The following is a 25,850-nucleotide window of genomic DNA, read 5'->3' as shown; positions in this document are numbered from 1 at the left end:
AATGTCAGCTTCACACTTAACCCTTCTTTCCTTCAGGATGAACTTGCCCAGACGATTAACACGAGGATAGTTTCCTCGCCAGCTCTATCACTTCCCGGACCGCAGCCTCCTGTTTATCGGCAAAAGCATGCTGCAGCATCGTGGTGCTTACAGCGGCAACGGCATTTCCCGTAGCATCCAGAATCGGCGCAGCCACACAGCTGATGCCCTGAATAATTTCTTCCCGGTCCACGGCGTAACCGGCCTCACGAATCTCAGACAATGCAGCCGTGAATTCCGCCCAACTCGTCAACGTGTGAGACGTAACCGCAGTTAAGGTTTTGCCGGAATAACGTCTTAGGAGCTCGGCTTCCGGCAGCAATGCCAGCATCATCTTGCCCATGGCGGTCGCATGTGCCGGGAACCGCATCCCTGGGCTGGACTCCAGCCTCACAAGTGAGGGCCCTTCCTGCTTGGCCAGATAGATAATCTCATCCCGGTCAAGAACCGATAACTGAAAGGTTTCCCCGATTACCCTGACACTCTGTGCAGAGCTTACCAGGAACCGCTCCACCAGATTCGTATTCTGCTTAAGGGATTCGTTGTAAACCGTATTATAGTAGGAAACCCCAGCCCCCAGTGCGTAAGCCTCCCTGTCATCCTTCACCACCCATTGCAGGGTTTCCATCGTGCGTAGCAGCGAGAACATGGAGCTTTTGTTAATGCCCGTTTCATCGCACAGGTCGGTCATCTTATGTTCTCCGGGCTTCCTGGAGATTGCCGTAAGAATCAGATCGGCCCGTTCTAAAGCTGGAACCCAATATTTCCGGTCCAAACCTTCATTCCCCTCTCATAAATCAATTGATTAAGCCGCCTTAGTTCACTATAATAATCTTATGTTTATAATAACAAACTTGGAGGCGGAATAAAATGAAAATTTCTAACATGACCGTGAGACCGCATCATACAGGCATCATCCCCCCGGTTCCGACGATTCTGGATCAATCCGGAAAATTCGACCCTAGCGGAATGAAGCTGCTGATCGACAGCCTGATCCGGCAAGGAGTTCAGGGACTCTTTTTCCTCGGGACAGCCGGAGAATTCAGCTTGTTCAGCACCGAGCAGCGCGAGGAAATCGCTGAGGTATGCGTTAAATACACGAATGGCCGTCTTCCCGTATGGATTGGTACCGGCAGCAATACGACAGCAGAGACCCTCCGCCTTACCAAGCATGCTGCGGAGCAAGGAGCAACAGGCGTCGTTGTCATTAATCCTTATTATTACAAGCTTAGCGAGGAGGCTTTGTTCTCGCATTATGCCTCAATTCTGGAAGCCGTTGATGTGCCGCTGATGCTGTACAACTTCCCGGCACTGACTGGCCAGGATCTGAGTCCGGCCTTCGTCAGCCGCCTTGCCGCCAAATACACAAATGTAACTGGAATTAAGGAAACCGTAGACCAGCTCAGCCATATCCGGCAGATGATTATGCAGGTGAAGGCGGTCAAACCGGACTTCTCGGTATTTTGCGGTTTCGATGAATATCTGCTGCCTACGCTTGCTGCCGGTGGAGACGGGGCGATTGCCGCCAGTGCCAACTTCGCACCGCAGCTGATGCTCGGGTTACTCAGCAGCTTCCTGAAGAATGATCTGGCAGAGGTGCATGAGCTGCACCGGAGAATCATAGAGATCCCTGCGCTGTATAGCATTGATGATCCTTTCATTCCTTCAATAAAAGAAGCCATTCGTCTGGCTGGTGTGCCGGTGTCCACCTTCTGTCTTGCACCCGTAACCCCCTGGAATGCTGACAAGGAGGTTAAATTGAAAGAGATTTTCAGCCGGGCGGGAATCTCCCAAATCTCTATCTAGTCCATAGTCCCCATAACCCGTAAAACACCGCTACGCTACTCTGCCTGGACCGTTTGGCCGCCCCCTTAGCTCCGGTACACCGGTTCAGCCTTTATTCTCCGTGCAGAAGCTCTATACTTTTGTTCAGATGCACAATGAAAGAGACTGAGGCTGCCTAGGCAGCCCTCCGGGCACGGCGAAGGGGGAAATTCCGGTTGTTTCAGCTATCCGAGAAGCAGGCACAGGAAATTGTAAAATGATGATGGATATTCCTTATAACATCATCATCATTAATCATCAGGGGATTATTGTCGGCAGCGGAAAGAAAGAACGGGTCGGCACCGTTCACCAGGGTGCAGTCAAGGCATTGTCCACCGGGCAAATGGTCGAGGTGCTGGAGGATGGTCTGTATGAGAAAAAAGGACCAACGAACCGATTGTCATCGTCAACACCCGCGTTGGTGTGATCGGAATTTCCGGGAGCCCTGAGGAAGTCCGGCCTTTTTGCAACATCGTAAGAACAACGGTATCCCTCCTGCTCATCGAACAGCGGAACACACTGGAGAATCTCGCGAATGAGGTATACCGCAAGAAGGCTATGCTGGAAATGCTGCTCGCCCATCTGGGAGCGTATTCCCAGAAATTAAGAAAAGAAGCTGCTGCATAACCAGCCGCTCCTGCTGCTGGCCTCCGGCAGACTGGAACCCAGCATTGCCGAGGGATACCTCAGGCCAAATTGGCCTTGGGTATACAGCTTGCGCTGAAGCCTGCTTCACAAGCCATTACCTTCGAAGAAGCTGAATTTCTGGTGAAGCTCAGCCATGCGAAGCTGTCGGACAAACCCGGCAGGGCGATCAAGCTGGAGGATACCGCCGATCTGCTGGAGACACTTAGAAGCTTCATCAACCATAACTGCAGCTCTTCGAGCTTACGTATGAATTGCTAGCGCTCTATAAGTAGAGCGGCTTCTCGTGTTGTTATGCCCGGGCGAGGATGCGGGCGAGGGAGGGGGTGCGGGTTGCGCGGGCGTCCCGTGCGGGTGTCGGTGCCGGTACGGGTGCTGGTGCGGGTGCGAGGGGGCGGATGCGGGTGTAGGCAGGCGGGTGCTCGGGCTCGGGTGCGGGCGGGTGCGGATTGCGGGGCCTCCCGTGCGTTGAATTACTGCCCCGCGTTTCCAAATGTTGTACGTAATACAACTCGGAAGCGTAAATTCAGGCGGTTTCGTAACGATTGTTGTATGAAATACAACAATCTGTGATTAGACCCGATATCACGGGAAGAATGTTGTATTTCGTGCAGGATTTCACCTCTGCGGGGATTATTTATAGTCTTATCTCCCGCACAAAATCAATAGCCCCTGGGAATTATCCCAGGGGCTATTCAATCAGGCTCAATTCAACTCAACTCAATCCAATTCAACTCAGCTATTCGCCCAGCTCCACTATTCACCTCGCTGCACTACCCGTCCAGCTCCACTATTCGCTAAGCTTCAGCAACCTCGCAATATTCTCGCAGGTCCGCTCAACATTAGCCGGGCCTTCAGCCAATAACTGCTCCAGGCTGGAAGCGCCCGGGACTATGCCGAAGATGGCATCAATGCCTTCTGCATACAGCGTTTCAATTCCTTCGCCGATGTAGCCGGCCAGGGCAATCACCTTCTTGCCGTTGGCCTTGGCGGTACGGGCTACACCATATGGTGTTTTGCCGAATTTCGTCTGGAAATCGATTCCGCCTTCACCGGTTAATACGAAATCCGCATCCGCCAGCTTCCGGCCTAGACCCGTGTATTCAATCACGATCTCGATCCCCTTCTGGAGTGTGGCCTGCGTGAAGATCATAAGGCCTGCCCCCAGACCGCCGGCCGCACCGGCACCGGGAAGATCCCGCACATCCTTGCCAAGCTGCTGCTTCACCACCGCCGCATAATGAGCGAGATTGGCATCAAGCTGCTGCACCATTTCAGGTGTAGCGCCTTTTTGCGGGCCGAATACCGCCGATGCCCCGTGATCACCGCAGAGCGGATTCGTCACATCACAAGCCACAATCAGCTGAATCTGCTGCAGTCTTGCATCAAGTGAGCTGATGTCGACGCTGCTCAGTCGGCCCAGACTGCCGCCGCCGCGCGGCAGCAACTTCCCCGCCTCATCGATGAATCTCGCACCCAGCGCCTCGGCCATGCCTGCGCCGCCGTCATTGGTCGCACTCCCGCCGATGCCGATGATAATCTTGCGGATTCCCCGTTCCAGACATTCCATAATCAGCTCACCCGTACCGTAAGTCGTTGTGATCAGCGGATTCCGTTCCGCCTTGTCCACCAGCTGAATGCCGCTGGCAGAAGCCATTTCGATCGCCGCAGTCTCTCCGTCGCCCAGAATCCCGTATTTCGCCGTAACCGGCTGTCCCAGCGGCCCCACGACTTTTTTATAATGAATCTCCCCGCCGGAAGCATCGACAAGAGACTGTACCGTCCCCTCTCCGCCGTCTGCCATGGGAACATGGATATAAGCCGCTTCCGGATAAATCTTCCGCAGTCCGCTCTCCATCGCAAGACAGACTTCCTTCGCAGTCATACTCTCCTTAAAGGAATCCGGTGCCAGTACAAAGGTTTTCTCTCTCATTTCCACACCCCGTATATGATATTGATATTAGAATGAAAATCCGTAAACCAGCGTAGCCACAATCGTCATCGTTCCGCCGACAAGCGCTTCGTAAGGGATGAGCCCCATACGCTGTTTGATCGTCATCTTCATACTGTCCGCAGTAACGTGATAAGTAAGTGCCCTGCGGCAGCGAGTCGATGACCGTCGCCCCGGTATGGACCATAACGGCTGCCGCCAGCGGAGCCGTGTCCATATCCAGAATGGCCTGTCCGAAGGAACCGGTCGCCACAATAACCCCAGTCGAAGTGGACGCAGTTGCCGCTGCTATCAGAATACCGGAGATCGGTGCCAGGAACGTGCCGGAGATTCCGGACAGCTCAATGAGATGAACCACCTGATTCGATAAATCCGAAGCAGAGATCAAGCCGGCAATTCCGCCTGCCCCGATCAGGATCAGGACGGTGGCTGTCATTTTATGGAGACCGGAGGAAGTATACTGCAGAACCTTGTTCCCCTGCCCCATCGCCAGCATACCGATAATTCCGGCCAGCGGCAGAATATAAAGCGCATCTACTTTAAGTCTGGCCAGTGGCTTCAGCCGCCCCCGATTCCATCATGACACCAGCCAGGACTCCGGCGGCCAGCACCCGCAGAACCGTGCCCATTACACTTTGTGTACCGCTTACAAGAACGCTTACCGTCTGTTCCAGATTGGCTCCGCCAATAAGCGCCCCTACAATGGCTCCCAGGAACAGTGCGTATACCGGATTCAATTTTCTAAGGATCAGAATAATGGCAATTGCCAGTCCTGCCAGTGCTCCGTACCAACCAATGATTAATCCTTCCATTTCGAATATCCCCCTAAGTACTTGTTGAACACGCTCTCATTATACGGTCTCGGGGCAGTAAAAGAATATTGATGATCGGACGAAATGCATTGTGCAAGTGACCAATAGAAACCCGCTATATTTGTACTCCATTGTTAAAAGAGGACCTCCGGCAAATGCCGGAAATCCCCTTATTAACTCTCGAATATTAGGAAGCCGTCTGTCGTCTTGCCGTATCCGGCTGTGGTGCAGCATGGCTGTGAACGATACTCCGTCTCACGAAGAACCCGGCAATCACACCAATCAGCGTGATGACTGCCGCCAGAATGAACGCATTATGCACGCCTGCCGCCAGACTTAGTGATCCCATATCCGCTGCTGCGGTACCCGAATGAGTACTGATGTAAGTACTTTGGCCGGCAGTCATCACACTTACAATCAGAGCTGTCCCGACTGCACTGGCTAACTGCTGCAGGGTATTCATGATGGCTGTACCATGCGGATGCAGTTCCCGTGGCAGCTGATTCAGCCCGTTCGTCTGCGCCGGCATCAGGGTAAGCGCCAGACCCACTGTCATGCAGCAGTGCATAAGAATGATCATGTAGACTGGAGTATTTACGTCAACGCTGGTGAACATCCACATGGCAGCGGACAGAATGATCATACCCGGAATAACCAGTACCCGAGGGCCGACTTTATCAAAGCTCCGTCCGATAATGGGTGACAGTATGGCATTGACCAGCCCTGCGGGAAGCATGAGCAGTCCGGCATACAGCGCTGACAATCTCAGTGAGCCCTGCATAAAGATCGGCAGCAAATACGATGTAGCGAAAATCGTCAGGAAGCCGATCACAATAAACAACGTACCTGCTGTGAACATAGGATATTTGAACGCCCGCAGATTCATGATCGGCTGCTTCATCGTGAGCTGGCGCAAGATAAACAGTAAGAGCGCTGCAAGTCCGATAACAAGGCAGGCAATAACCTTCGGACTGCCCCAGCCTCCGTCTCCTTCGCCCACAACACTAAGCCCGTATACGATACCTCCAAAGGCGATGGTGGACAGGACAAGCGACAAAATATCAATCTTCGGTTTGGTGATCGTTGCCACGTTCTCAATATTAAGCAGCCCGATAATAAAGTCGATCACCAGGAAAGGAACCAGCACCCAGAACATCCAGTGCCAATCCAGCTTGTCGATGATCAGCCCGGACACGGTAGGTCCAAGCGCCGGAGCTACCATCATCACGAGACCTACCATACCCATAGCCGCCCCGCGTTTAGCGGGTGGAATAATAGTCAGGATCGTATTGAAGATGACCGGCATCAAGATTGCGGTACCCGCTGCTTGAACCAAACGCCCGATAAGCAGCATCCCAAAGCCCGGGGCAAGCCCTGCGGCCAAGGTTCCGAGCATAAATAAGCTGATCGCTGTCACAAATAGTTTTCTAGTTGTGAACCACTGCAGCAGTAAGGCTGAGACCGGCATAATGATGCTGATGACCAGAATGTAACCTGTGGTGATCCATTGTGCGGTTGAAGCGGAAAGATTCCACTCCGCCATAAGCACGGGCAGGGCCACGTTCATCATGGTCTCACTTAACAACCCGATGAATCCCCCTAATAATAGCGCAACGAGCACAGGGATTACCTTGTATTTCACCTTGATTTGTGTTGCCTCATTCATGTACTAACGTTCTCCTCTCGAATTGCCTAACCATATTATCTATATGTTCGATTATTATATGTTCACTTATTAAATGGAGTCAAGGTTTTTCTTTAAACTTTCTTTTGGCAAATTCATTCCAGAGCTATGTCGACAGCGTCTTTAGGCGGGCAATGAAATCATGCATATCCGGCCCCAGTCTGGAGAAAAACATCTGGTCCGCGCTCATAACAATCCGGCTGGCACGTTCCATAACAGCTACACCGGATTCGGTCAGTGAGATCAGCTTGGCTCTGGTATCCTGCGGATGCGGCACACGGCTGATATACCCTTTTTTCTCCAATGTTCTCAGCACTTCTGAAGCCATCATCGGATCGATATCAGAATTGTGGGCAATCTGAATCTGCGTCACACCGGACGCGCTTTCCCGCTCATTCAGTGCATGGCAGGAACGCAGCAGCGCAAATTGGACATGTGTCAGATCCACCTCCCGCAGCTCAGCTTTCATTAACTTTTGCCAATTGTTCGTGACTCTCCACATGATATAACCTATATCTTCCGTATATTGATCCATTCCGCGTCTCCCGTCGTTGTTGCTGCATTATATTTGTTCATTATAAGCAGGAGAAGAAGCGCCGTCAAAAAATATAGATGCTCCCCATTCCGATTATTTTGCTGCTAAATTACAGCATCCTGATATCCAGCATCAATTACAGCTTCATCCAATAAACGAAGTCCCAGGCCATTTTCCTGATCCCATGTACTCTTAAATAGAATCCCAATATCTTGTCCTTCCCTTTTTAAATCTCTCCCTACTATTTATCCGCAAATCCTTCAGGTTCAAACGCACCCGCGTTCCACCAACACCACCAAGATGTTCAAATGTATTGTTTATCTTTGTTGGGACAAGCTGCATTGTTTTAACATCATTTAATTCGTGCCATGTTAATTTGTATTTATCTCTTTTGTTCTGATGCCTGACGAAAAAACAGGTCAACTTTGGTGGAATCCACTTATAGTCGGTCTGTAAATGAAATAGAAATATTTTGACAAAGAATACTTTGCTGAATAGCCCCCCCAATTTTCTTTCAAAGTATTAAAAGTATTATATGAAGCATACTGTTTTTCACTAAATTCGCCATCTTCTTCACCATCTACCATCAAAGCAATATTGACTTCTCCTCCGAAAAACTCAATTGTAGTATCCTTGCTTGATTAACAAATCTGTTGTCAACGGTTTTAATAAGACCATTAAGAATGAATATTATCTTTTCTTCTTAACCGGTACTGCCGAACCCCTATGAGAAACGAAAACAACAAAAACAAGTCAATCATGGGGGCATCTGACCACAATTGACCTGTCCTGTGTAATAGAATAGCGACACTTTCTTCATCATAAAAGAATACTTCAAGTAATTGACTTAGGTCATAACTTGACTCTTCCTCCTAATTGAACGAACATAATTTCTGTTTCATTTGCAATTAGGCAGTTTGGTGACCAACGTTAGTCACTTCCAAAAAAGAAACAAAATCATTGGGTTCAGACTTTATTATTAGTTAGTCCCATTTTAATTTGTTCAAACCATTCCATAGAAATGTCATCTGCAGTTTTAACAGGATCATTAGTATGTATCAAATCATATTTATATTCAGCATTAAGACTATTCTTATCTACTTTGTAAACTAGTTTAATTTCAGTGGGCATTTCTCTGTTGTAATCATTGCATAATTTATATATTTTTTCGATGTCTCCATTTATTATTCTCATTACTCCTCTTTGCCGGTCTACAGATGTATTATATTGAAATTTATTTTCATTTTTTTCCAAAGCATCATTTAATTTATTTTTTCTAACAACTTTCCCATTAATCAAGAAGAAAAAATCACTGGAAATGACCTTTTCCTCAAATGAGCAATAGATAAATATTGTATCAGCATTATTACTAACATACTCCAAACATATAGAGACCATATCCGCTTGCAATTCACTAAAAAAATCTTCAAACACCTTATTCATTGATTGATCATCCTTTCAATTCAATAAATCCTTAGAAAAAAATTCTCCATCTATCTCGTAATCTATAATAAACTTAGATGGTCGTAAGTTATCTCCCTCATATTTCACTTCAACATTTACTTTTACTTGCTTTCCTTCCTTTATTGCTGCCGCCCACTGATTTTCAATTTTTTTATACTTACTCAAATTCACATTACTTGACTGAGATACAAGGTTATCAATCTCTGGTGACCCTCCAAATCTGTCTCCTGCCAAATGACCTGCATGGTCTCCAGTTACTTTGCCTGGTGTATTTGCATCATGCGGTAATCTTTCATCTCTTGCCGTTAATTTTAGCTCATCCGTACTAAACTTTTCAATTCTACCCAACTGATCTGTTTCATAATTATATTGGTGCTCACCGGCCTTATACTTCGCATTAGGTATTAGTTTCCCTGTATCATCAAAAGGATTATCAGCAAAAGTCTTTTCAGGTACTTCACCCGGCCCCTCAACCCTACCGCCGTTGCCACCCATTTCATCCATCGCATCAATATATTGCTGCTGCACCGGCGTCTTCGGCAACGCTGGGGTATCGGGTATTTCCCCTGCCTTGAAGGCAAACCCCTCCGGTGTCTGTAAGACTGGACCCAGCTCCGGGAGCTTCGACTTGATTCCTTTCAGGGCATCCTTCGCCGCCTGGCTGACGACGTCTTCCACCCCGCTGAACACTTTCCCAGCTTTGCCAATTTTGGTGACCTGCAGTCCCGGAACCAGTATGGACGCTACCGAGCCCAGCATCGCTGCCTTCTCTTCCGGGGTTCCTTCGTCAAAATTATGATAAGCCATCTTGGCCGCTTCCACCAGTACTTCCGGATGCTCCATGATATACACCGCTTGATTCTTCATTTCCGTTGTTGTTTTGACCGGGTGGACCACAAGCTTGAAGGCAAATGTAGCCGTATCCGCCACACCCATGACGACCTCTGTGATCAAGCCTTCCCCAAAAGCCCTTACTACCGCGTCCGCTTGTACGACTTTTTTCCGCCATTCCGTCATACCGTACGTGTCTTCCAGCCACATTTCATAGGCCAGCACCTGATTGGTTACTTTGGGATCAGAAATCCGCTCCATATAATAGTTTAAGGTCGTCTCATTTCGTTTGTTGCTAGCGGTAATCGGAGTGCCATCCGGCAGTTCCAGCGGCGGACCGTTCAGCCGTCTTGCAGCTTCGATCTGCTCCTGGACCTGCCTCACAGCCTCAGCGATCCTGATCTCCTCCCGCTTCACTCCAGCTGGCTTCGCGCATAGTTCCCAGCGGCACTCTTCTCCATCGCCAGCCGCAGCAGCAGGAGATATTCTTCGTTATGTATGAGCGGTACACTCTCCGCCGTGATCGACGGATCATAATCGCAGGCTTTGACAGCCGGCTGCTTGAAATAGCCGCTTAGATCCTTCCCTGGTTCATATTGGACCTTGGCTACACCCAGCGAAACCAGCTTCCGGCGTGCTTCCTCGGCCTGCGCATGGACAGCCTCCATCTGCGTCTTGTTCCCGAACGCTTCATAGACCTTGAAGGCCATCTGCGCCTTCGCGATCCCATCCCGCGCCGCGAAGATATCCTTCAGCTTGCTTACGGCCGCAATACCCTCTACGGTCAAAAGCCCGGACGTTTGGATGATATTCCGCAGCTTCTGCACTGCCGGATCGTTATTCAGCTCATCCTTTCCCAGCAGGACGGTAACCGAAGTGATCAGATGCGATACACTCTTCTGCACAAAGGCTGGAATGGAAACCCGCCCGGCAGGACCTTGTGTCCCAAAGCTTCCGAATACACCCGCGAGAAGACTAAACTGCTGCGTGAGCTTGTCGGCCTGCCGTTTATTCTCCTCCTGGAGTCCTGCAACCCCCTTCAGGGCGGTCCGGATAATATCCTCCAATTTCTCTGCTTCTACGGTTAATTCATTGATCATGACCTGGGACTTCACGAGGTGGTCTCCCAGGGGAATTCCGCCCCAGCCGCTGGACTGGCCCTTCAGCTGCAAATACAGCCGGTTAGTGTCCTGGCTTACCTGGCCTATTCTGGTCTGCAGGCGCTGGACTTCATTCTCATTAAATATAAGCTTCCTGGAAGACAATATCATCCCTGCTTCCTTGTCAATATATATCCATTATTGTTATGCAGATTCCTTCTTTATCGGATTAATCTTCCTTGAATTCTCCCCCACTTAGCTAACGCTTGAAGTGGCGGATTCTTGCGAACAGAAGAGTACCCTCTTCTTATGGAGCAAGCGATCCCTGCGTTCCCGCAGTTTTACATTTTTGACGCAAGTGAAATCTTGAATTCTATCGTTTGGTTAGGTGGGGGTTAACCGCTACTTGTTTAATATTATGAGCGGCGTTTTCGTCACGGTCATGAATCGTTCCGCAGGCCGTACACGTCCATTCCCGAACGGACAGGTTCTTCACCTCGGGGTGGATCGTGCCACACACATGGCAACGCTGACTGGTCGGCTCAAACGTGTCGGCGATCCGAAGATTTCGTCCATACCATTTCGCTTTATACGTCAGCTGTCGCACCCACTCGCCCCAAGACGCATCAGCAATGGATTTTGAAAGCTTGGGGTTCTGAATCATATTCGCCACACGCAGATGTTCGATACTAATCGTTTGGTTTTCACGAATCAGTCTCGTGGTCAGCTTGTGGAGGAAGTCATTTCGTTTATTGGCAATGCGTTCGTGAATACGAGCGATATGCTGCCTTGCTTTCTTCCAGTTGGAGCCGCCCGGAGTACGCCGAGCCATCCGCCGCTGCCAAAGCGCCAGCTTGTTCTCGTATTGACGGTAAAAGCGAGGATTGGCGATATGTTCGCCGTTTGAGCATACTGCATATTCTTTCAAGCCTAAGTCGATGCCAATAGGTGTATCCACTTGGGGCAGAGGGTTCTTTTGAACTTCGCAAACGAGCGAGACGAAAAATTTCCCGCTGGCGTTTTTACGAACGGTAGCGGACAATATCCGGCCTTCCAGCTTCCGGGAGTTTGCAAAACGTATCCAGCCGAGTTTGGGGAGCTTCAAGCGACTGCCCTCCATGGCGATATTCCCGTTGGTGAATTTGGTCGTGTAACTTTGAATCGGATGCTTTCGGCTCTTGAAGCGTGGCGCTTGATTTTGCTTCTTGAAAAAACGATCAAAGCTATCCGCCACATGACGAGCAGCCGACTGCAAAGCGATGCTATCGACTTCTTTCAGCCAGTCGTATTGTGCTTTTAAACCGGGGAGTTGTGTTGCACAAGCGTGATAAGACAAGCCTTTTCCCGTTTCCGCATAGCTTTGATTCCAAGCTCCCAAGAAGTAATTGAACACAAAACGGCAGCAGCCAAACATTCGACGAATGAGTTGCTGTTGCTCTGTATTGGGGTAGATCCGATATTTATAGGCTTGATGAACCAGGTGTTTCGAAGAAACCTCCTGCGCAGACACGAGCATGTGCAACACCTCCTTTTAGTGATCTCATCCATATTATAGCACATACGTTCGTCTTGAAATCGAAAACTACAGATTCATCCCCACCCTATCGACGGTGGGGTATTCTCAGCTTTTTTAGATAAATTTAAGAGATAACCATTGAGATGAAAGAGTAAGGGATGGTAAACACTTCGGCTATTGATCTATTGACGCAGACAGTACTTTTTGCTGATTACGGTATTCTACCGGACTCACACCTTCACTTTCTTTAAACACCCGGTTGAAGTTCTTCGTGTTCTCAAACCCGGATTTCTTGGCGATCTCGTAAATCATATCATCTGTTGTTTGGAGCAGCTGCTTGGCCTTACCGATCCGGACTTTCTTCAAATAGTTCACAAAATTCTCTCCCGTGTATTCCCGGAAGGTCTGGCTGAAATAAGAATAGTTAAAGGACACTAGATTAGAAATGATGGTCATATTAATATTCTGCGCATAGTTCTCATGAATGTATTGGATCGCCTTCTTCATTTCTTTATTATCGATCTGCACGGATTTCAGGGTTTGGAGGTTGCCATCCAGCAGCAGGAACAGGCTCTCTACTTCACAGGAATAGTCTTGGAAACAGCTGAACTGATATAAATCGCTAACCTTGCTGTACTGTTGGAGTATTTCCGTTGATTCTTCTTTACCATACGATTGAAAGGTTTGATCAAATACAAGTTCGTTCAAGGCTCTGCTAATTCCCTCAAGATACCCGATATTCTTCGGGCTGATATCCGCAGCGTCCAATATTTCACGCAGCAGGCCCAGCAGCTCCTTCTCCCGCCCTGAACCCAGCATATTTGCAACCCTTTTGATTGTATCAGCCGGCACCTGATAGGCGTTATCCTTAAGGCAAACCTCTTCGAATGTTACGATACCGGGTGCGGGCAGCATGAAAGTATGCTTCAAAGAAACAGCCGCCTCCTCATAAGCAGAGTACAGCTTCTCCATCCCATAATTCAGCCCGCTTACGGAGATATTCAGGTGAGAATCTGCCTGCATCAGCAGCCTTGTTACTATCCGAGCAGCATGCATCCCTTCCGTCAGGATAACAGCCTGCGTATTCCGGTCAAAAAACCGCACAAAGCGAAAATGAAATGCAGGCTGAAGCTGTTCTATTAACGCTTGAAACTGCGCCTTAAAGGTCATCGACCCTAGTGCCTGCAAATCCCCGGCATGTTTAATCATTACTGCATGAAAACCGTGATCCATCCAAACCAGCTCCAGCTGGGCCAGCCGCTCTCTAACCTCTTCCGGCTCCGCTGATGAATGGCCCGCGTAGTAATTCAGCTGGCTCTCCATGTACTCCTCCCGCTGCTCAGAGGGCGCGGACTGTGCAACTATCACTTCCTCTCTTCGTCCAAGCTCATCTTCAGCACGCTTGATCGTAGCAGCCAATTCCTCGCGGATCACCGGTTTGAGCAGATATCCCTTCACTTCATAACGGATAGCCGCTCTGGCATAAGAGAAATCATCATAGCCGCTGACTATTACAATTACAGGCTTCAGATGGAAGTCTTGAATCGATTTTATTAATCCGATCCCATCCATCTCCGGCATACGAATATCTGTAATCAGAAGATCTATATTCACAGCTTTCAGTATGTCCAGCGCTTCAAATGCATCGCAAGCCAAGTGAATGTCATAGACATCTTTATACTCCCGCTCAATCATGGCCTGGAGCCCGCGGCGGATATTCTTTTCATCATCCACAATCAGGAGCTTTCTCATATAATCTGCGTTCCTCCTCTACTTGATATGATTAAAGGTAGCTTAACGGTCACTTGGGTATAGCTCCCCCGCTTGCTCTCTATCCTGAGTCCATGTTCATTACCATACACCATCTGAATCCGCTGATTCACATTTCGCAGCCCGATGCCGCTGCCCTTATTCAGCTCCGTTGTTTCCGCCTTCTCCCGGGGCAATGCATTGAATTCCTCTTCACTCATAATCTGCTTACGATTCAGCTCCTGCAGCTTATCCTCTGCAATTCCGATACCGTTGTCAGTCACCTCAATATAGAAGAACCCCCCGTCTTCAAAAGCATGGATAGCCACAATCAGGCCGTCACTTTTCATCAGAGCGGAATAAACTCCGTGCTTCAAGGCATTCTCGACAATAGGCTGCAGCGACATCTTCAATATTTCGTGATCCCAAAATTCGTCCTCCACCTCAATCTCCAGTTTCAGCTTCTCATCATACCGGATGCTCATAATAGCTATGTAATGCTGAATATGCCCCATTTCATCTCTCAGCTGCACCCGGTCACCTGTCCATCGGAGATTGTAACGCATCATACTGCCCAGGGAAGTGACCGCATCCGATACGGTATACTGCCCCTCAACCTCTGCAAGCATTTTCAAATTCTCCAGGGTGTTGTATAAAAAATGGGCGTCAATCTGATTGTGCAACGCCTGGAGCTCAGCTTCTTTCGTGGCTGCGCTGCGCTTCACCGCATCGGCGATCATTCCGTTGATCGTATTCAGCATCTGCCGGAAATGGTGGGCCAGCTCTCCGATCTCATCGCCGCCTTTGACATCAATATCTACGCCAAAGTCACCGCCGCGCACTTGTTTCATGGAGTCCCGCAGAATATTCAGTTTGTTCAGTATGATGGACTGCATGAAGAAGGTTGTAATTGCCAGAAGTATCAGCAGGATTATAATAACCACAATGACGGTGTTTCGGGTTTGATCTATCTTGGAATATGTAGTGTGTAATGAAATCACATTGATAAGCTCTGCATTTATTTTATCGATATGTTCGACGAGGTATAGGAAATCCTCCCCCTTGTGGGAGAGCAGCAATGATGACTTGCCTGCTTCCTTGTACTTAGCGACGGCCGGCTGAATATCAGCTTCATCCAATCCCGCTAGCGGGTCTGTGCTGTTGGCATGCAGGTTGCCCTGCTGATCAAGTATGTAGAACCGGGAGTCCCGGTCACTGCTGTTGTTATATGCCTTTTTGAAGAAATTCCCGATGGGCATATCGACTTTGACGATTCCAAGATGCTGGAAGAGATTCTGGCTGTTCATTTGATTAACTCCCGCCATCAAGGAGACTATGGAGCTTAAGCTTTGGTTCACAGCAGCGTTGCTGTCCTGTAATATTGCATCTTCAGATTGAATCTCCCATAGAACGTTTCCGGTTTGATTCAACATTTTAGTATAAAATGGCTTGTCCTTAATCCTTTCTTCATGATAAATGATCGGCCAGAGCTCACTAATCCATGGATTGTTCACGAAAAAGTGAATATTTGCGATATCCGAATTATTGAACAACACGGTTTGTAAATAGGTGAAGGAGTATTCCTGAAACCGCTTGATATCGTTCAACCTGGGCTCCGATTCAACGGTTACATACTCCCTCAGCTGCCGATCCGAAACCAGTAATCCGATTGACTGCTCCATGACTCCGATCCTGCTCATAATCTCTTGTTTCTCATTATCGGTCTGGTATCGGTTCTCCTTGATGATGTCTTTGATCGTATTCTGATAGAACCCGGTAAACAAATAGTTGGAAATTACAATAACCGGAACCAGAATAATCACGATATAAGCCCCAATCAGCTTGATTTGGATGGATAGATCCGCAAGCCACCTCTTAAGCTGCTCTGCTGTGCTCCTAACCCTGGCCATCTCCCGCCCCTTTTCTTCAACTGCTTCTGTTATCACAATTATATTTCATCATGTTTGAATTCATAAGGCAGCAAATTTCAGTCAGGGTTGCAGAATTTTAGTTATTTGTCTCAATCGCTGCCGATTGATTGGATTGAACTATATTCCATAGCAAAAAAGCCGGCTCCCTTTATAGGCAGCCAGCCTCTTTTATTGAATAGCCTTCTCTTTATGGGGTTAACCCCCTGGTGAAGGTCTGTACACTCTCCTTAATGAATGCCTCAAGTGAGATTGTGCCAATATCCAGGTTGTTGGCGAAAACCCCGTAATTCATCGAGATGAAGGAATAAGCCCGAATCTCCGGATTGACATCAGTCAGCTCCCCCTTGCCGGCCATCACAGTGAAATAATTCGTCAAAATACTTATAAATTGTCTGGGATGCTTCAATGTTCTTTCCCTGAACCCCGGTAGATTATCCGCTTCCTTCACGCTGATCATAATCATTTTGCGGTTGCGGTTCATAATTTCATGGTAGGTCCGGCTGATTAGCAGCAAGTCTGTCTGCAAATCCCAGATAGCCAAACTTGGCTGAGAATGAAGGAAATTTCGTGCCAGCCCCCCCAAAGCTTCTAGCTGCTGCCTAAAGTTCTCCTGAATCGGTTTATCGGCGTCAAAATTTGAATCAAAGCTAATGCCTATGAATAAACGAGACGATACGTCAGAAAACAAGTGGAAGTTAAGCTCCATCAACAAGCTTATGTGTGTGAGGAGTAGATTTACCGGCTGAGTGTAAACGAACACGTCCTCCCGCAGAGCTATCCGGACTCAGATGACCTTATTTCGTGGAAAAATAAATTACATATATTGCTTTGCAGTTTGCAGATATACTCTTATGTAAGCGTCAACAATAAAGGACTGACGGAGGGGATTGTATTCGTGTATACCCGTATCATCACCCTGATGAACAATCTGAAGCTCAGGACCAAGCTCTTTCTATCCTTTGGTTGTGTTGTCCTGATTCCGGTGCTGATTGTGGGGGTGTTCCTGACAAGTGAACTGCAGAATATGGCTCTGGATAACGCACTGGAGCAGATTACAGCCAATGTAGACCGGGTCAAAAAAAGAACCGGCGAGATGCTGAATGTCCCGCTCGATATCGCCTACCGGCTGTCCAATGACAGCCGGCTGGAGGAGGCTGCCAACCACCGTTACGAATCGGTCTATGATGTGGTGCAGGCTTACCGGGATTATCCGGACTTCCGGGAATTCGTTAGGCTATACAAAGAAATCTCGAGCATCCGGCTGTATATTGACAACCCGACGGTGCTGGACAACTGGGAATTCCTCTAGGCAGATGCTGCAGTAACGCAGGAGTCCTGGTATCAGACCGCCCTTGCCCAGAAAGGGCTGGTCTGCTGGAATTATATCCGTGACAACCGTAACGGCCAGTATTATCTCAGCCTGATCCGCAAGATCGATTTCCTGAAGCAGCGGACGACCGGCGTGCTGATTGTGAATGTGAATACGGAGAGGCTCAACGCCATTCTGGATCAGGAGACCTTCGAGACCATTATCGTTGATGAGAACGACAACATTGTTGCCTCGAACCGTGCAGATTCGCTGGGCAAGACGCTGGAGGACATCGACTTCAAACCGCTGTCTCCCCTTGCCGGACAAGGACCGGCCGATGTAATGATTGGCGGCATGCCCTCCAAAATGCTGCTCGATGACTGGCATCCCGGGGGCAGCTTGAACAGCCTGCGGATTATCTCCATCTTCTCGGTAGAGAGCATTGTGGGTGAGCCCAACCGGATTATCTCACTGGCGTCTATGGTCATTATCTCAGCTCTGATTCTGGCAATTATCCTGATCTACTACTTCTCACGGCTGCTCACCGGACGCATGCTGCACTTAAGCAAGCATATCTCCAAGGTCGCGTCCGGGAATCTGGAGGCGAGGCTGGTGATAGACGGCAAGGATGAGATCGGCCAGCTGGCAAGGCAGTTCAACCATATGGTAAGGAATATTAACGATCTGATGAGCGAGGTGCAGGAATCGAACCGCCAGAAGAACGCCACCCTGCTGAAGCAGAATGAGATTAAATTCAAGATGATGGCCAGCCAGATCAACCCTCATTTCCTGTTCAATGCCCTGGAATCGATCCGGATGAAAGCCCACTCCCGGGGCCAGACCGACATCTCCCAGGTGGTAAGGCTGCTCGGTAAGATGATGCGCAAGAATCTGGAGGTCGGTAATGGAAGAATAGCGCTGCATAGTGAGCTGGAGACCGTAAGCTCCTATCTGATCATCCAGAAGTTCCGCTATAATGACCGGCTCGCCTATGAGCTGTATGTTGATCCGGCAGCGAATGCAGTGCAGATACCGCCGCTGATTATTCAGCCGCTGGTAGAGAACTGTGTCATACACGGACTGGAAAACCGGATGGACGGCGGAATGGTCAGAGTAGACATCAGGGTCGAGAATGCCCTGCTCAAGGTGGAGGTATCGGATAACGGAGTAGGGATCTCAGCTGACCGGATCGCTGAAATCCGGCAGATGCTGGACAACAAGGATGATTATGACACCAATAATATCGGAATGCGCAATATCCACCTGCGTCTTCAGCTGACCTATGGCCCGGAATGCGGCCTGAACCTGGCCAGTCAGAGCGGATACGGCACGCAGATCAGCTTCGACATCCCCCTAAGGAGTGATTCCTATGTATAGTGTATTAATTGTTGATGATGAATTGTCTATCCGTGAAGGACTTGTCACCCTGCTGGACTGGGAGAGCCTTGGCTACCAGGTGGTGGATACCGCGGCCAACGCGGTTGAAGCCCGGCATAAATATGAGCTGTATACCCCGGATCTGATGATTATCGATATCCGCATGCCCGGGAAGGACGGACTGGAGCTGATCCGGGAGCTGCGGGAGGAAGAGGCGGATATGCATATTATCATCCTGAGCGGCTATGCCGACTTCAGCTACGCCAAGCGTGCGCTGTCTTACGGCATCGATAATTATCTGCTTAAGCCTGTCGATGAAGATGAACTGCAGCAGTATCTGACCAGCCTGTCTGACGTGCTGAATGCACGGACTATAGACCGCAGGAATCATGCCGCCGTCAAGGTATGGAGCCGGGAGATGCTCGTCCAGTCCCTGCTGATGAAGAGCCGATTGCACCCAGCAGCGCCCGTAATGATGGACCCGGTACTGGAATCCGGCCTGCTCTGGGATTCCTATCAGGTAGTCCTGATCCGGCTGCTGCTCCAGGATCATGCGGATAACGGACCTTCCACCGCCGTCAAGGCCAGACTTACGGCAAGCTTTGAGAACAACAGCTGGGGCATCGTCTTCTCGCTGGATTCTTATCTGGGCGTGCTGCTGCAGCCCTCTTACCAAAAGGAGCTGGTCCGCAAATTAATCGTGCAGAATATCCGCGAAGCATCCGCCGCCGAGGGACTGGAATGTATTATTACCGCCGGAGACATGGTGGACAGCCTGGATGAACTCTCCGTCTCCCATCAATCGGCGCTGGCCCGGATGAAGGATCATTTCTTCTATGATGAGCCGGGGATGATCGGTCCAGACTCGCTGAAGATGAAATCGGGACTTCCCGTTAACCTCCCGGATGCGGAGAGCAGCCTCGCACCTGTGATGGATCGGCTGTATTTTGCCATGGATACCGGGAACCTCACAGTGATTCCTTCCCTGATCCAGGAAGCCGGGGATATCATGACTGCCGCAAGCTTATCGGAGATGGCTGTGAAATCCTATTACGTCCGGACGGTTACGGGCCTTTTCAACAAGCTCTCCCTGGAATTCAAGGAGCTGGTCCAGGCGCAGAGCCGGGTGGACGGGCAAATCCAGCAAATCTACAGGCATACCTCGCTTCCCCAATTGCAGCGCTATATCACGGATCTGCTGGAGCAATATGCTGGCGGAATTATCCGTGATGAGATGAATGTCTTAATGAAGCGGATGCTGGACCTCATTCACCGGCATTATGACGAGAATCTGAAGCTGGAAACCCTGGCTGATGTGTTCTCTTACAGCAGTGCGTACCTCGGCAAGCTGTTAAAGAACAGTACGGGCAGCTCCTTCAACAGCTATCTGGACAATGTTCGCATCGGGAGAGCCAAAGAACTGCTGGACCAGGGCTGCAAAATCCATCAGGCCGCTAGCGAAGTCGGGTTCAGCGATGTGGATTATTTCCGTGAGAAGTTCAAAAAAATCACAGGCCTCTCCCCCTCTGTCTACCGGCGGAAAGATTCACTGCAGGAGGATGATTTTTCAGAAAGCGCTTACGAAAAGGACTGATTTCCCCCTGTTTTTCCGCGTAAATCTTCGGGTGTTTCCCCGTTTCCCGGAAGATTATGATAAAGCCATATCGAAGGAGGGACATAAATGAAAGCGATTACTCCCGCAATGAAGCCGGAGCTCAAGAAACCAGCTTCACGCTTCTGGGCCAAATTCCGGCAGCAGAAATATCTCTATATGATGGCGGTTCCCTTTGTCCTGTGGGCCTTTGTCTTCAGCTATCTGCCGTTATGGGGATGGATGATGGCCTTCCAGAAGTATAAGCCGGGCAAATCTTTTTTGGAGCAGAAATGGGTCGGCCTGCAGTATTTCAGGGAGCTCTTCCAGGATGAACAATTCTTCAATGCCCTGCGCAATACTCTGGCGATGAGCCTCATGGGCCTGCTGGCCGGATTCATCATTCCTATCCTATTCGCCATTCTTCTGAATGAGGTCAGACTGCAGGTGCTGAAACGGTTCGTCCAGACAGTATCTTATCTGCCCCACTTTGTGTCCTGGGTGGTTGCCGCCGGGATCATTACCAAGATGCTCTCCACCGACAACGGCGCAGTCAATGACCTGCTGCTGAGTCTCCATATTATTAGTGAACCGGTCCAGTTCATGGCCAAAGGCAATCTGTTCTGGGGAATCGTGACCGCGTCTGATGTCTGGAAGGAAACGGGCTGGAACACAATCATCTATCTCGCCGCGATCTCGGGGATCGGTCCAGAGCTGTATGAAGCCGCCAGAGTCGACGGGGCAAGCCGGCTGCAGCAGGTGCGGAACATTACACTGCCGGGCATCCGGGCGACGATCGTCATTCTGCTGATCATTTCCATCGGCCATCTCATCAGCATTGGGTTCGAGAAGCAATTCCTGCTCGGCAACAATCTGGTGCGCGACTACTCGCAGACGCTGGATCTATATGCGCTGAACTACGGGCTCGGAATGGGACGGTTCTCCTTCGGGACCGCCATTAATATTTTCAACTCGGTGGTTAGTGTGATTCTGCTGTTTACGGCCAATGGTATCTTCAAAAAAATAACCAAGGAAAGCATCATTTAGGAGGCCCTTATGCTGATCAAAAAACTGGCCGCCGCGTCCTGGTCGGACCGCATCTTCGATTTGGTTGTCTATATTGCAATTACGGTGGTGACTGTGGCTACACTGTACCCTTTTCTCAATGTGCTGGCGATTTCATTCAATGACTCCACGGATAGCATCAAGGGCGGTATTACGGTCTACCCCCGGGTGTTCACCTTCCAGAACTATGAGACGATCTTCGCCTTCTCCGGTCTCATTACCGGATTCAAAATCTCTGTGCTGCGCACCATCATCGGGACCCTGCTCGGCCTGATCAGCGCCTCTATGCTGGCCTTTACCCTGAGCCGGGTAGACTTTCAAGCCCGCAAATTCGTCTCCACCTTCCTGGCGCTGACCATGTACGTCTCGGGCGGACTCATTCCTTTCTACATTCTGATCAAGAATCTGCATATGATGGGCACCTTCGGCGTCTACGTCCTTCCGGGTCTAGTAAGCGCATTCAATGTATTCATCATCCGCTCTTTCATTGACGGCCTGCCATACGCCCTGCAGGAATCTGCCAAGCTGGACGGGGCCAATGACTTCACCATCTTCTGGCGGGTAATTCTGCCGCTGACCAAACCTGCACTCGCTACCATCGCCTTATTCCTGGTCGTCGGCCAATGGAACGCGTGGGTTGATACCTATCTCTACAACGGCTCAAATGACGCGCTGACGACACTTCAGTTCGAGCTGATGAAGGTCATCCAGAGTACCACGACCAATGCGGATAATTTCCGTGGCCGGAATATGGTTGAGGTTATGGCCCAGATCTCCCCGGAATCGGTCAAAATGGCAATCACGATTGTTGTCACCGTACCTATTCTAATTGTTTATCCGTTCCTGCAGCGCTACTTCGTCAAAGGTATGACGCTCGGTTCGGTCAAAAGCTAGTTCGTTCACTGGTATCGCCAGGCAAAGCCTGTGTATACAATATATTCTCACCAGATAAAGGGAGGGTTTCTATTCATGACAAGAAAGACAGCGAAACCGTATGTGCTGCTGATGATCTTGACCTTACTGCTTACTGTGCTGGCAGGCTGCAGCGGGAATAATAACAACAACAAGAATACAGCGGAGAATACCGGTGCCAAGGCTACCAATAGCGGGAATGCGGCCGCCACTGCTGAGGCTACGGCAGAAGCCGAGGATTTGAGTCCATTGACACTTTCCTTCTTCGCGGAAGATCCTAATCCGAACTGGAATAACATGAAGGACGAAGTCAGCATGGTCCTTACGGAGAAGACAGGTGTCACTCTCGATGCCGAGTTCGCCGTAGGCGATCCGCAGCAGAAGATCGCACTGATTGCTGCCGGCGGGGAATATCCCGACATCATCTCGGCCAAAGGAGATATCGGCAAGCTGGTCGATGCCGGTGCTGTCATTGACTTGACTGAACTGATTGATAAATATACTCCCAACATCAAACGGGTGCTCGGCGACAATCTGGCCCGGGCGAAATACACAAATGAAGACCAATCCATCTATTCGATTCCTACCTGGGCAGCTGTAGATGAGAAGAAATTCGTAGCCGGCGGCGGCTTCGAGCTGCAGCACCGGGTAGTGAAGGAAGCCGGATATCCGGAGATCAAGACGGTCCAGGATTATGAGAATGTAATCAAGGCCTACCTGGAGAAGCATCCGACTGACGAGAACGGCAATAAGAATATCGGCGTATCCCTGAATGCAGATGACTGGCATATGTACATTTCCGTAACGAATCCAGCGGTTGCAACTACCGGCGGTTCCGATGACGGGGAATATTATGTCGATCAGGAGACGCATGAAGCGATCTACCACTTCCGCCGTCCGGAAGAGAAGGAATATTTCCGCTGGCTGAATCACATGAATGATGTTGGCCTGCTCGACAAAGAAAGCTTCGTTCAGAAATACGACCAATACAAAGCCAAAGTGGCAACTGGACGCGTTCTTGGCCTGATTGACCAGGACTGGGACTACAATGACGCACAGCAGGCTTTGAAAACTGCCGGTAAATTTGATCAAACCTACGGCCATTATCCTGTGACCTTGACCAGTGAATATAAGGAAACCAGCTTCTGGCCTACAGGCTTCATGGGCGGCTACGGGATCTCGATCTCGACCACTAACCCTGATCCGGTCCGGACGATTAAGTTCCTGGATTATCTGGCTTCCGATGAAGGACAGATCCTCAACAACTGGGGCATTGAAGGCAAACATTATGTGCTTGAGAACGGCAAGCGCGTTGTCCCTGCCGAAGTGCAGGACCGCATTAACAATGACAACACGGCCTTCACCAAGGAGACCGGCATCGGCTTCTACTGGAATATGATGGTCCACTACGGTGACGGAGCTAAGGATTCTACCGGCAATTATTACACCAAGAATTTCCCTGAGCAGCTGGTACTCGGTTACAGCGATGTTGAGAATGAGACGCTGGCCGCTTACAAAGCGACTACCTGGAAGGATCTGTTCCCAAAAGAAGAAGAATTTAAAGAAAAAGCATATGGGGCAGCCTGGAACATTGCGATTCCCGGCGAGGATGAAGTCTCCATTCTGGGCAATAAAATGAAGGATATTACGTGGAAACGCATCCCGCAGGCTATTCTGGCCAAACCGGCTGAATTCGATAAAATCTGGGATGACTACATGGCCGACCTCGAGAAAGCCGGTGTTAAGAAGATGGAAGCAGGCTACACCAAATACGTGCAGGACCGCGTGGAGCTGTGGAGCTCAAAATAGGGTGTTCGTTATTGCTTGAGCCTCAAATGATTAGAGATATGGAGCCTGTACTATTTAAGAGATGGACTTAAAGCTTATTCGTTACTGCGGTGAACATTTGGACTTCCGGCCGCTGTTGTCCCCAGATATCTTCAATTTCCACCGCTGTTAGCGGTTGATATCCGGGGACAAAGGCATACGCTATCGCTCCTACAGTTCCAAATTTCCCCTTCGCTCCTTCTCGCTTTTTGTTAATCTCTATAGTACTTTTTCCTTTCTCTAAAGATTTAGAGTTCAACCAATAGTTCACATGCAGAACCAACCGTGCGGGAAGCTGCACGGTTGGTTTTTGTTTGTGATTGTTTAGTTTTGGTGATCGTGGAGTTCGTGGTAAGTCTGTCTAATTAGTTCCGCATATTCTGAAGGCGGATAATCCTTTACCTGATCATAGGCAAACTCCACCTCATGGCGGGCTTCCTCCATCCGGCCTTGCATATCGAAGATCTTCGCTTTGTAGGCATAGGCTGTGAGCAGGTCGACCCGGTCAAGCGGATGATAGACCTGGTCGTTCAAGACTACTTTGGACAAGTCCGCCAGTGCCTCTTCATCCCTCTCCAGATGGTAGAGAGCGGTCCCCGTCATCATATGGACAAAAGGCATGAACTGGCTGTCTTTCGCCGGATAATGCTCCGCCAGTATCAGCACTTCCCCGTAATTCCGCTTCGCAAGAGCCAGTCTAATTTCGCCAAGATGCACCAGCTCCAGTGACTCCGCAGCTTCCGTGAACTGTGCGAACAGCTTTGCCTTGCTTAGGTACGCCTCTGCCTGCTCAAGGTCATTGTGAAGCAGGGCCAGATGGGAGAGTAGACGGTACAGATGATCCGACAATGAGTAGACCCCTTCTTCGTGCGACAGCTTAAGTGCCGCCAAGGCAGCTTCCCGGCTGCCGGAGTACTCTGCCAGTGCAGACAACGTAACACTTTCCGCATAATAAAGATCGATTTCAAATAAAAAATCGTTGCCTACCTTATTGTTCACATATTCCTTACGGACACGGCGAATCAGCTCCAGGCCATCCTGGTATCTGCTTTTGGCGAACAATAAAGCATAAGCCAAATACTGAATCTTGGCACGCTCTACAAATAAACCGAAACGCTCATAGATTTCAACAGCCCGTTCGATTCCTTCTTCTCCGCCCTCTATTCCGGTATGGTAGCAGGAGCCCACATAAAACTCCATCAGCCGTGCGGCATCCACTGCCATCGGAAGCGTATCCTTCATCAGCGGCTGGATTTCCGTGACAATCTCCTTATACTCCTTCGCCTTGTACTGCTGCTCGATCTTACGGACCAGCGGGCCCAGCTCCGCTTCGTGCTCTCCCTCCAGGAAATAACCCGCATCTGTGCCCAGACGCCCGGCAAGGAATTGCAGTGTATTCATTGAAGGCAACGCCCGTCCGTTCTCGATTTGGCTAAGCATGCTTTTGGTCATATGTTCTCCGGCCAGGTCAGTCTGCGTAAGGCCCTTGGCTTTACGCAGCTGTTTGACTTTGTCGCCGATTGTCAGTTTAGTCGTCATCTGCTGTGCCAACTTTCTTTGGTTGCTTTTCTTCCAGTATAGCCTAATATTCAAGCGAGAAAAAGCCGCATCAAGGCAAAAGTTAAATATAATTAAACTTTTCATTGCAATAATCAGATTCAACCGCTACAATAAGTTTAATATAATTT

23 protein-coding genes and 3 pseudogenes are annotated in these 25,850 nt (G+C 49.5%); 10 read left to right on the top strand and 16 right to left on the bottom strand.

Annotated features, from left to right (window positions below; translation table 11 throughout):
- Positions 1–55: 55 nt before the first annotated feature.
- A complete protein-coding gene (locus tag MKX70_RS15810; protein WP_042238121.1) occupies positions 56–814 on the bottom strand; it encodes an IclR family transcriptional regulator in 759 nt (252 codons plus the stop codon).
- A 95-nt stretch (positions 815–909) separates the two neighbouring features.
- On the opposite strand from MKX70_RS15810, the gene MKX70_RS15805 reads away from it, so the two are divergent.
- From MKX70_RS15805 to MKX70_RS15790, 4 genes are all read left to right on the top strand, one after another.
- On the top strand, positions 910–1,845 hold the full coding sequence (locus MKX70_RS15805) for a dihydrodipicolinate synthase family protein (protein WP_340840310.1): 936 nt from the start codon (positions 910–912) through the stop codon (positions 1,843–1,845).
- A 235-nt stretch (positions 1,846–2,080) separates the two neighbouring features.
- Positions 2,081–2,290, top strand: coding sequence for a sugar diacid recognition domain-containing protein (locus MKX70_RS15800; protein ID WP_340784162.1), 210 nt, complete (start codon positions 2,081–2,083; stop codon positions 2,288–2,290).
- Positions 2,287–2,490: a sugar diacid recognition domain-containing protein gene (locus tag MKX70_RS15795; RefSeq protein ID WP_340784159.1), complete on the top strand. Its 204-nt coding sequence runs from the start codon at positions 2,287–2,289 to the stop codon at positions 2,488–2,490. The genes MKX70_RS15800 and MKX70_RS15795 overlap by 4 nt, the downstream gene beginning before the upstream one ends.
- A gap of 69 nt (positions 2,491–2,559) precedes the next feature.
- Positions 2,560–2,769, top strand: coding sequence for a hypothetical protein (locus tag MKX70_RS15790; RefSeq protein ID WP_052416635.1), 210 nt, complete (start codon positions 2,560–2,562; stop codon positions 2,767–2,769).
- Between the two features lie 529 nt (positions 2,770–3,298).
- On the opposite strand, the gene MKX70_RS15785 is transcribed toward MKX70_RS15790, so the two are convergent.
- The 14 genes and pseudogenes from MKX70_RS15785 to MKX70_RS15720 form a co-directional block, all read right to left on the bottom strand.
- On the bottom strand, positions 3,299–4,441 hold the full coding sequence (locus MKX70_RS15785) for a glycerate kinase family protein (protein WP_042238123.1): 1,143 nt from the start codon (positions 4,439–4,441) through the stop codon (positions 3,299–3,301).
- Positions 4,442–4,468: 27 nt separating this feature from the next.
- Positions 4,469–5,271, bottom strand: a pseudogene (locus tag MKX70_RS15780) (GntT/GntP/DsdX family permease).
- A gap of 187 nt (positions 5,272–5,458) precedes the next feature.
- Entirely contained in the window at positions 5,459–6,937 is a 1,479-nt protein-coding gene (locus MKX70_RS15775; protein ID WP_340840309.1) for an MDR family MFS transporter, read from the bottom strand.
- A gap of 124 nt (positions 6,938–7,061) precedes the next feature.
- Positions 7,062–7,490 (bottom strand): MarR family winged helix-turn-helix transcriptional regulator, encoded by a 429-nt coding sequence (locus MKX70_RS15770; protein WP_042238125.1) that lies wholly within the window; start codon positions 7,488–7,490, stop codon positions 7,062–7,064.
- 104 nt (positions 7,491–7,594) lie between these two features.
- Positions 7,595–7,735, bottom strand: coding sequence for a DUF6985 domain-containing protein (locus MKX70_RS15765; protein WP_445323708.1), 141 nt, complete (start codon positions 7,733–7,735; stop codon positions 7,595–7,597).
- Positions 7,732–7,880: pseudogene (locus MKX70_RS15760) on the bottom strand (HNH endonuclease); the annotation flags it as partial. The gene MKX70_RS15765 and the pseudogene MKX70_RS15760, both read right to left, overlap by 4 nt.
- A 29-nt stretch (positions 7,881–7,909) precedes the next feature.
- A pseudogene (locus tag MKX70_RS33440) lies at positions 7,910–8,116 on the bottom strand (DUF6985 domain-containing protein); the annotation flags it as partial.
- Positions 8,117–8,456: 340 nt separating this feature from the next.
- Positions 8,457–8,933 carry a hypothetical protein gene (locus MKX70_RS15750; RefSeq protein WP_042238127.1) on the bottom strand — a complete coding sequence of 159 codons (477 nt, stop codon included), beginning with the start codon at positions 8,931–8,933 and terminating at the stop codon, positions 8,457–8,459.
- Between the two features lie 15 nt (positions 8,934–8,948).
- Entirely contained in the window at positions 8,949–10,202 is a 1,254-nt protein-coding gene (locus MKX70_RS15745) for a DNA/RNA non-specific endonuclease (protein ID WP_340840308.1), read from the bottom strand.
- On the bottom strand, positions 10,199–11,050 hold the full coding sequence (locus MKX70_RS15740) for a hypothetical protein (protein WP_340840306.1): 852 nt from the start codon (positions 11,048–11,050) through the stop codon (positions 10,199–10,201). The genes MKX70_RS15745 and MKX70_RS15740 overlap by 4 nt, the downstream gene beginning before the upstream one ends.
- Positions 11,051–11,258: 208 nt before the next feature.
- Positions 11,259–12,401 (bottom strand): IS200/IS605 family element RNA-guided endonuclease TnpB, encoded by a 1,143-nt coding sequence (tnpB, locus tag MKX70_RS15735; protein ID WP_340840305.1) that lies wholly within the window; start codon positions 12,399–12,401, stop codon positions 11,259–11,261.
- 174 nt (positions 12,402–12,575) lie between these two features.
- Entirely contained in the window at positions 12,576–14,153 is a 1,578-nt protein-coding gene (locus MKX70_RS15730; protein ID WP_340840304.1) for a response regulator transcription factor, read from the bottom strand.
- Positions 14,150–16,060 carry a sensor histidine kinase gene (locus MKX70_RS15725; protein ID WP_340840303.1) on the bottom strand — a complete coding sequence of 637 codons (1,911 nt, stop codon included), beginning with the start codon at positions 16,058–16,060 and terminating at the stop codon, positions 14,150–14,152. The genes MKX70_RS15730 and MKX70_RS15725 overlap by 4 nt, the downstream gene beginning before the upstream one ends.
- Before the next feature lie 208 nt (positions 16,061–16,268).
- Positions 16,269–16,607 carry a hypothetical protein gene (locus MKX70_RS15720; RefSeq protein ID WP_340840302.1) on the bottom strand — a complete coding sequence of 113 codons (339 nt, stop codon included), beginning with the start codon at positions 16,605–16,607 and terminating at the stop codon, positions 16,269–16,271.
- 369 nt (positions 16,608–16,976) lie between these two features.
- Between MKX70_RS15720 and MKX70_RS15715 the strand changes: the two genes are divergently transcribed.
- The 6 genes from MKX70_RS15715 (at position 16,977) to MKX70_RS15690 (ending at position 24,144) form a co-directional block, all read left to right on the top strand.
- Positions 16,977–17,390: a hypothetical protein gene (locus MKX70_RS15715; protein ID WP_340840301.1), complete on the top strand. Its 414-nt coding sequence runs from the start codon at positions 16,977–16,979 to the stop codon at positions 17,388–17,390.
- Between the two features lie 153 nt (positions 17,391–17,543).
- Complete coding sequence (locus tag MKX70_RS15710; RefSeq protein ID WP_340840300.1) at positions 17,544–18,767, top strand: sensor histidine kinase; 1,224 nt, start codon at positions 17,544–17,546, stop codon at positions 18,765–18,767.
- Positions 18,760–20,361 (top strand): response regulator transcription factor, encoded by a 1,602-nt coding sequence (locus MKX70_RS15705; RefSeq protein WP_340840299.1) that lies wholly within the window; start codon positions 18,760–18,762, stop codon positions 20,359–20,361. The genes MKX70_RS15710 and MKX70_RS15705 overlap by 8 nt, the downstream gene beginning before the upstream one ends.
- 87 nt (positions 20,362–20,448) lie before the next feature.
- Positions 20,449–21,405 carry an ABC transporter permease gene (locus MKX70_RS15700; protein ID WP_340784141.1) on the top strand — a complete coding sequence of 319 codons (957 nt, stop codon included), beginning with the start codon at positions 20,449–20,451 and terminating at the stop codon, positions 21,403–21,405.
- 9 nt (positions 21,406–21,414) lie between these two features.
- Positions 21,415–22,317, top strand: a complete 903-nt coding sequence (locus MKX70_RS15695; RefSeq protein ID WP_340840298.1) for a carbohydrate ABC transporter permease — start codon at positions 21,415–21,417, stop codon at positions 22,315–22,317.
- Positions 22,318–22,392: 75 nt separating this feature from the next.
- The gene (locus MKX70_RS15690) at positions 22,393–24,144 is read left to right on the top strand and encodes an ABC transporter substrate-binding protein (RefSeq protein ID WP_340840297.1); all 1,752 of its coding nucleotides are present in this window, start codon (positions 22,393–22,395) and stop codon (positions 24,142–24,144) included.
- A 342-nt stretch (positions 24,145–24,486) separates the two neighbouring features.
- Here MKX70_RS15690 and MKX70_RS15685 read toward each other — a convergent pair whose 3' ends face one another.
- On the bottom strand, positions 24,487–25,701 hold the full coding sequence (locus tag MKX70_RS15685) for a helix-turn-helix domain-containing protein (protein WP_340840296.1): 1,215 nt from the start codon (positions 25,699–25,701) through the stop codon (positions 24,487–24,489).
- Between the last annotated feature and the right edge of the window lie 149 nt (positions 25,702–25,850).

It is taken from the genome of Paenibacillus sp. FSL R7-0312 (genome assembly GCF_038004445.1).
In the GTDB taxonomy this organism is placed as follows: Bacteria; Bacillota; Bacilli; order Paenibacillales; family Paenibacillaceae; genus Paenibacillus_AQ.
Note: the sequence above shows the minus strand (reverse complement) of the source record. Positions and strands in the feature narration are given on the sequence as shown.

Coding starts and splice junctions, on each gene's coding strand:
- MKX70_RS15805 (WP_340840310.1), top strand. CDS start 910: ATGAAAATTTCTAACATGACCGTGAGACCGCATCATACAGGCATCATC.
- MKX70_RS15750 (WP_042238127.1), bottom strand. CDS start 8,933: ATGAATAAGGTGTTTGAAGATTTTTTTAGTGAATTGCAAGCGGATATG.
- MKX70_RS15685 (WP_340840296.1), bottom strand. CDS start 25,701: ATGACGACTAAACTGACAATCGGCGACAAAGTCAAACAGCTGCGTAAA.
- MKX70_RS15695 (WP_340840298.1), top strand. CDS start 21,415: ATGCTGATCAAAAAACTGGCCGCCGCGTCCTGGTCGGACCGCATCTTC.
- MKX70_RS15800 (WP_340784162.1), top strand. CDS start 2,081: ATGATGATGGATATTCCTTATAACATCATCATCATTAATCATCAGGGG.
- MKX70_RS15725 (WP_340840303.1), bottom strand. CDS start 16,060: ATGGCCAGGGTTAGGAGCACAGCAGAGCAGCTTAAGAGGTGGCTTGCG.
- MKX70_RS15770 (WP_042238125.1), bottom strand. CDS start 7,490: ATGGATCAATATACGGAAGATATAGGTTATATCATGTGGAGAGTCACG.
- MKX70_RS15785 (WP_042238123.1), bottom strand. CDS start 4,441: ATGAGAGAGAAAACCTTTGTACTGGCACCGGATTCCTTTAAGGAGAGT.
- MKX70_RS15690 (WP_340840297.1), top strand. CDS start 22,393: ATGACAAGAAAGACAGCGAAACCGTATGTGCTGCTGATGATCTTGACC.
- MKX70_RS15700 (WP_340784141.1), top strand. CDS start 20,449: ATGAAAGCGATTACTCCCGCAATGAAGCCGGAGCTCAAGAAACCAGCT.
- MKX70_RS15730 (WP_340840304.1), bottom strand. CDS start 14,153: ATGAGAAAGCTCCTGATTGTGGATGATGAAAAGAATATCCGCCGCGGG.
- tnpB (WP_340840305.1), bottom strand. CDS start 12,401: ATGCTCGTGTCTGCGCAGGAGGTTTCTTCGAAACACCTGGTTCATCAA.
- MKX70_RS15705 (WP_340840299.1), top strand. CDS start 18,760: ATGTATAGTGTATTAATTGTTGATGATGAATTGTCTATCCGTGAAGGA.
- MKX70_RS15775 (WP_340840309.1), bottom strand. CDS start 6,937: ATGAATGAGGCAACACAAATCAAGGTGAAATACAAGGTAATCCCTGTG.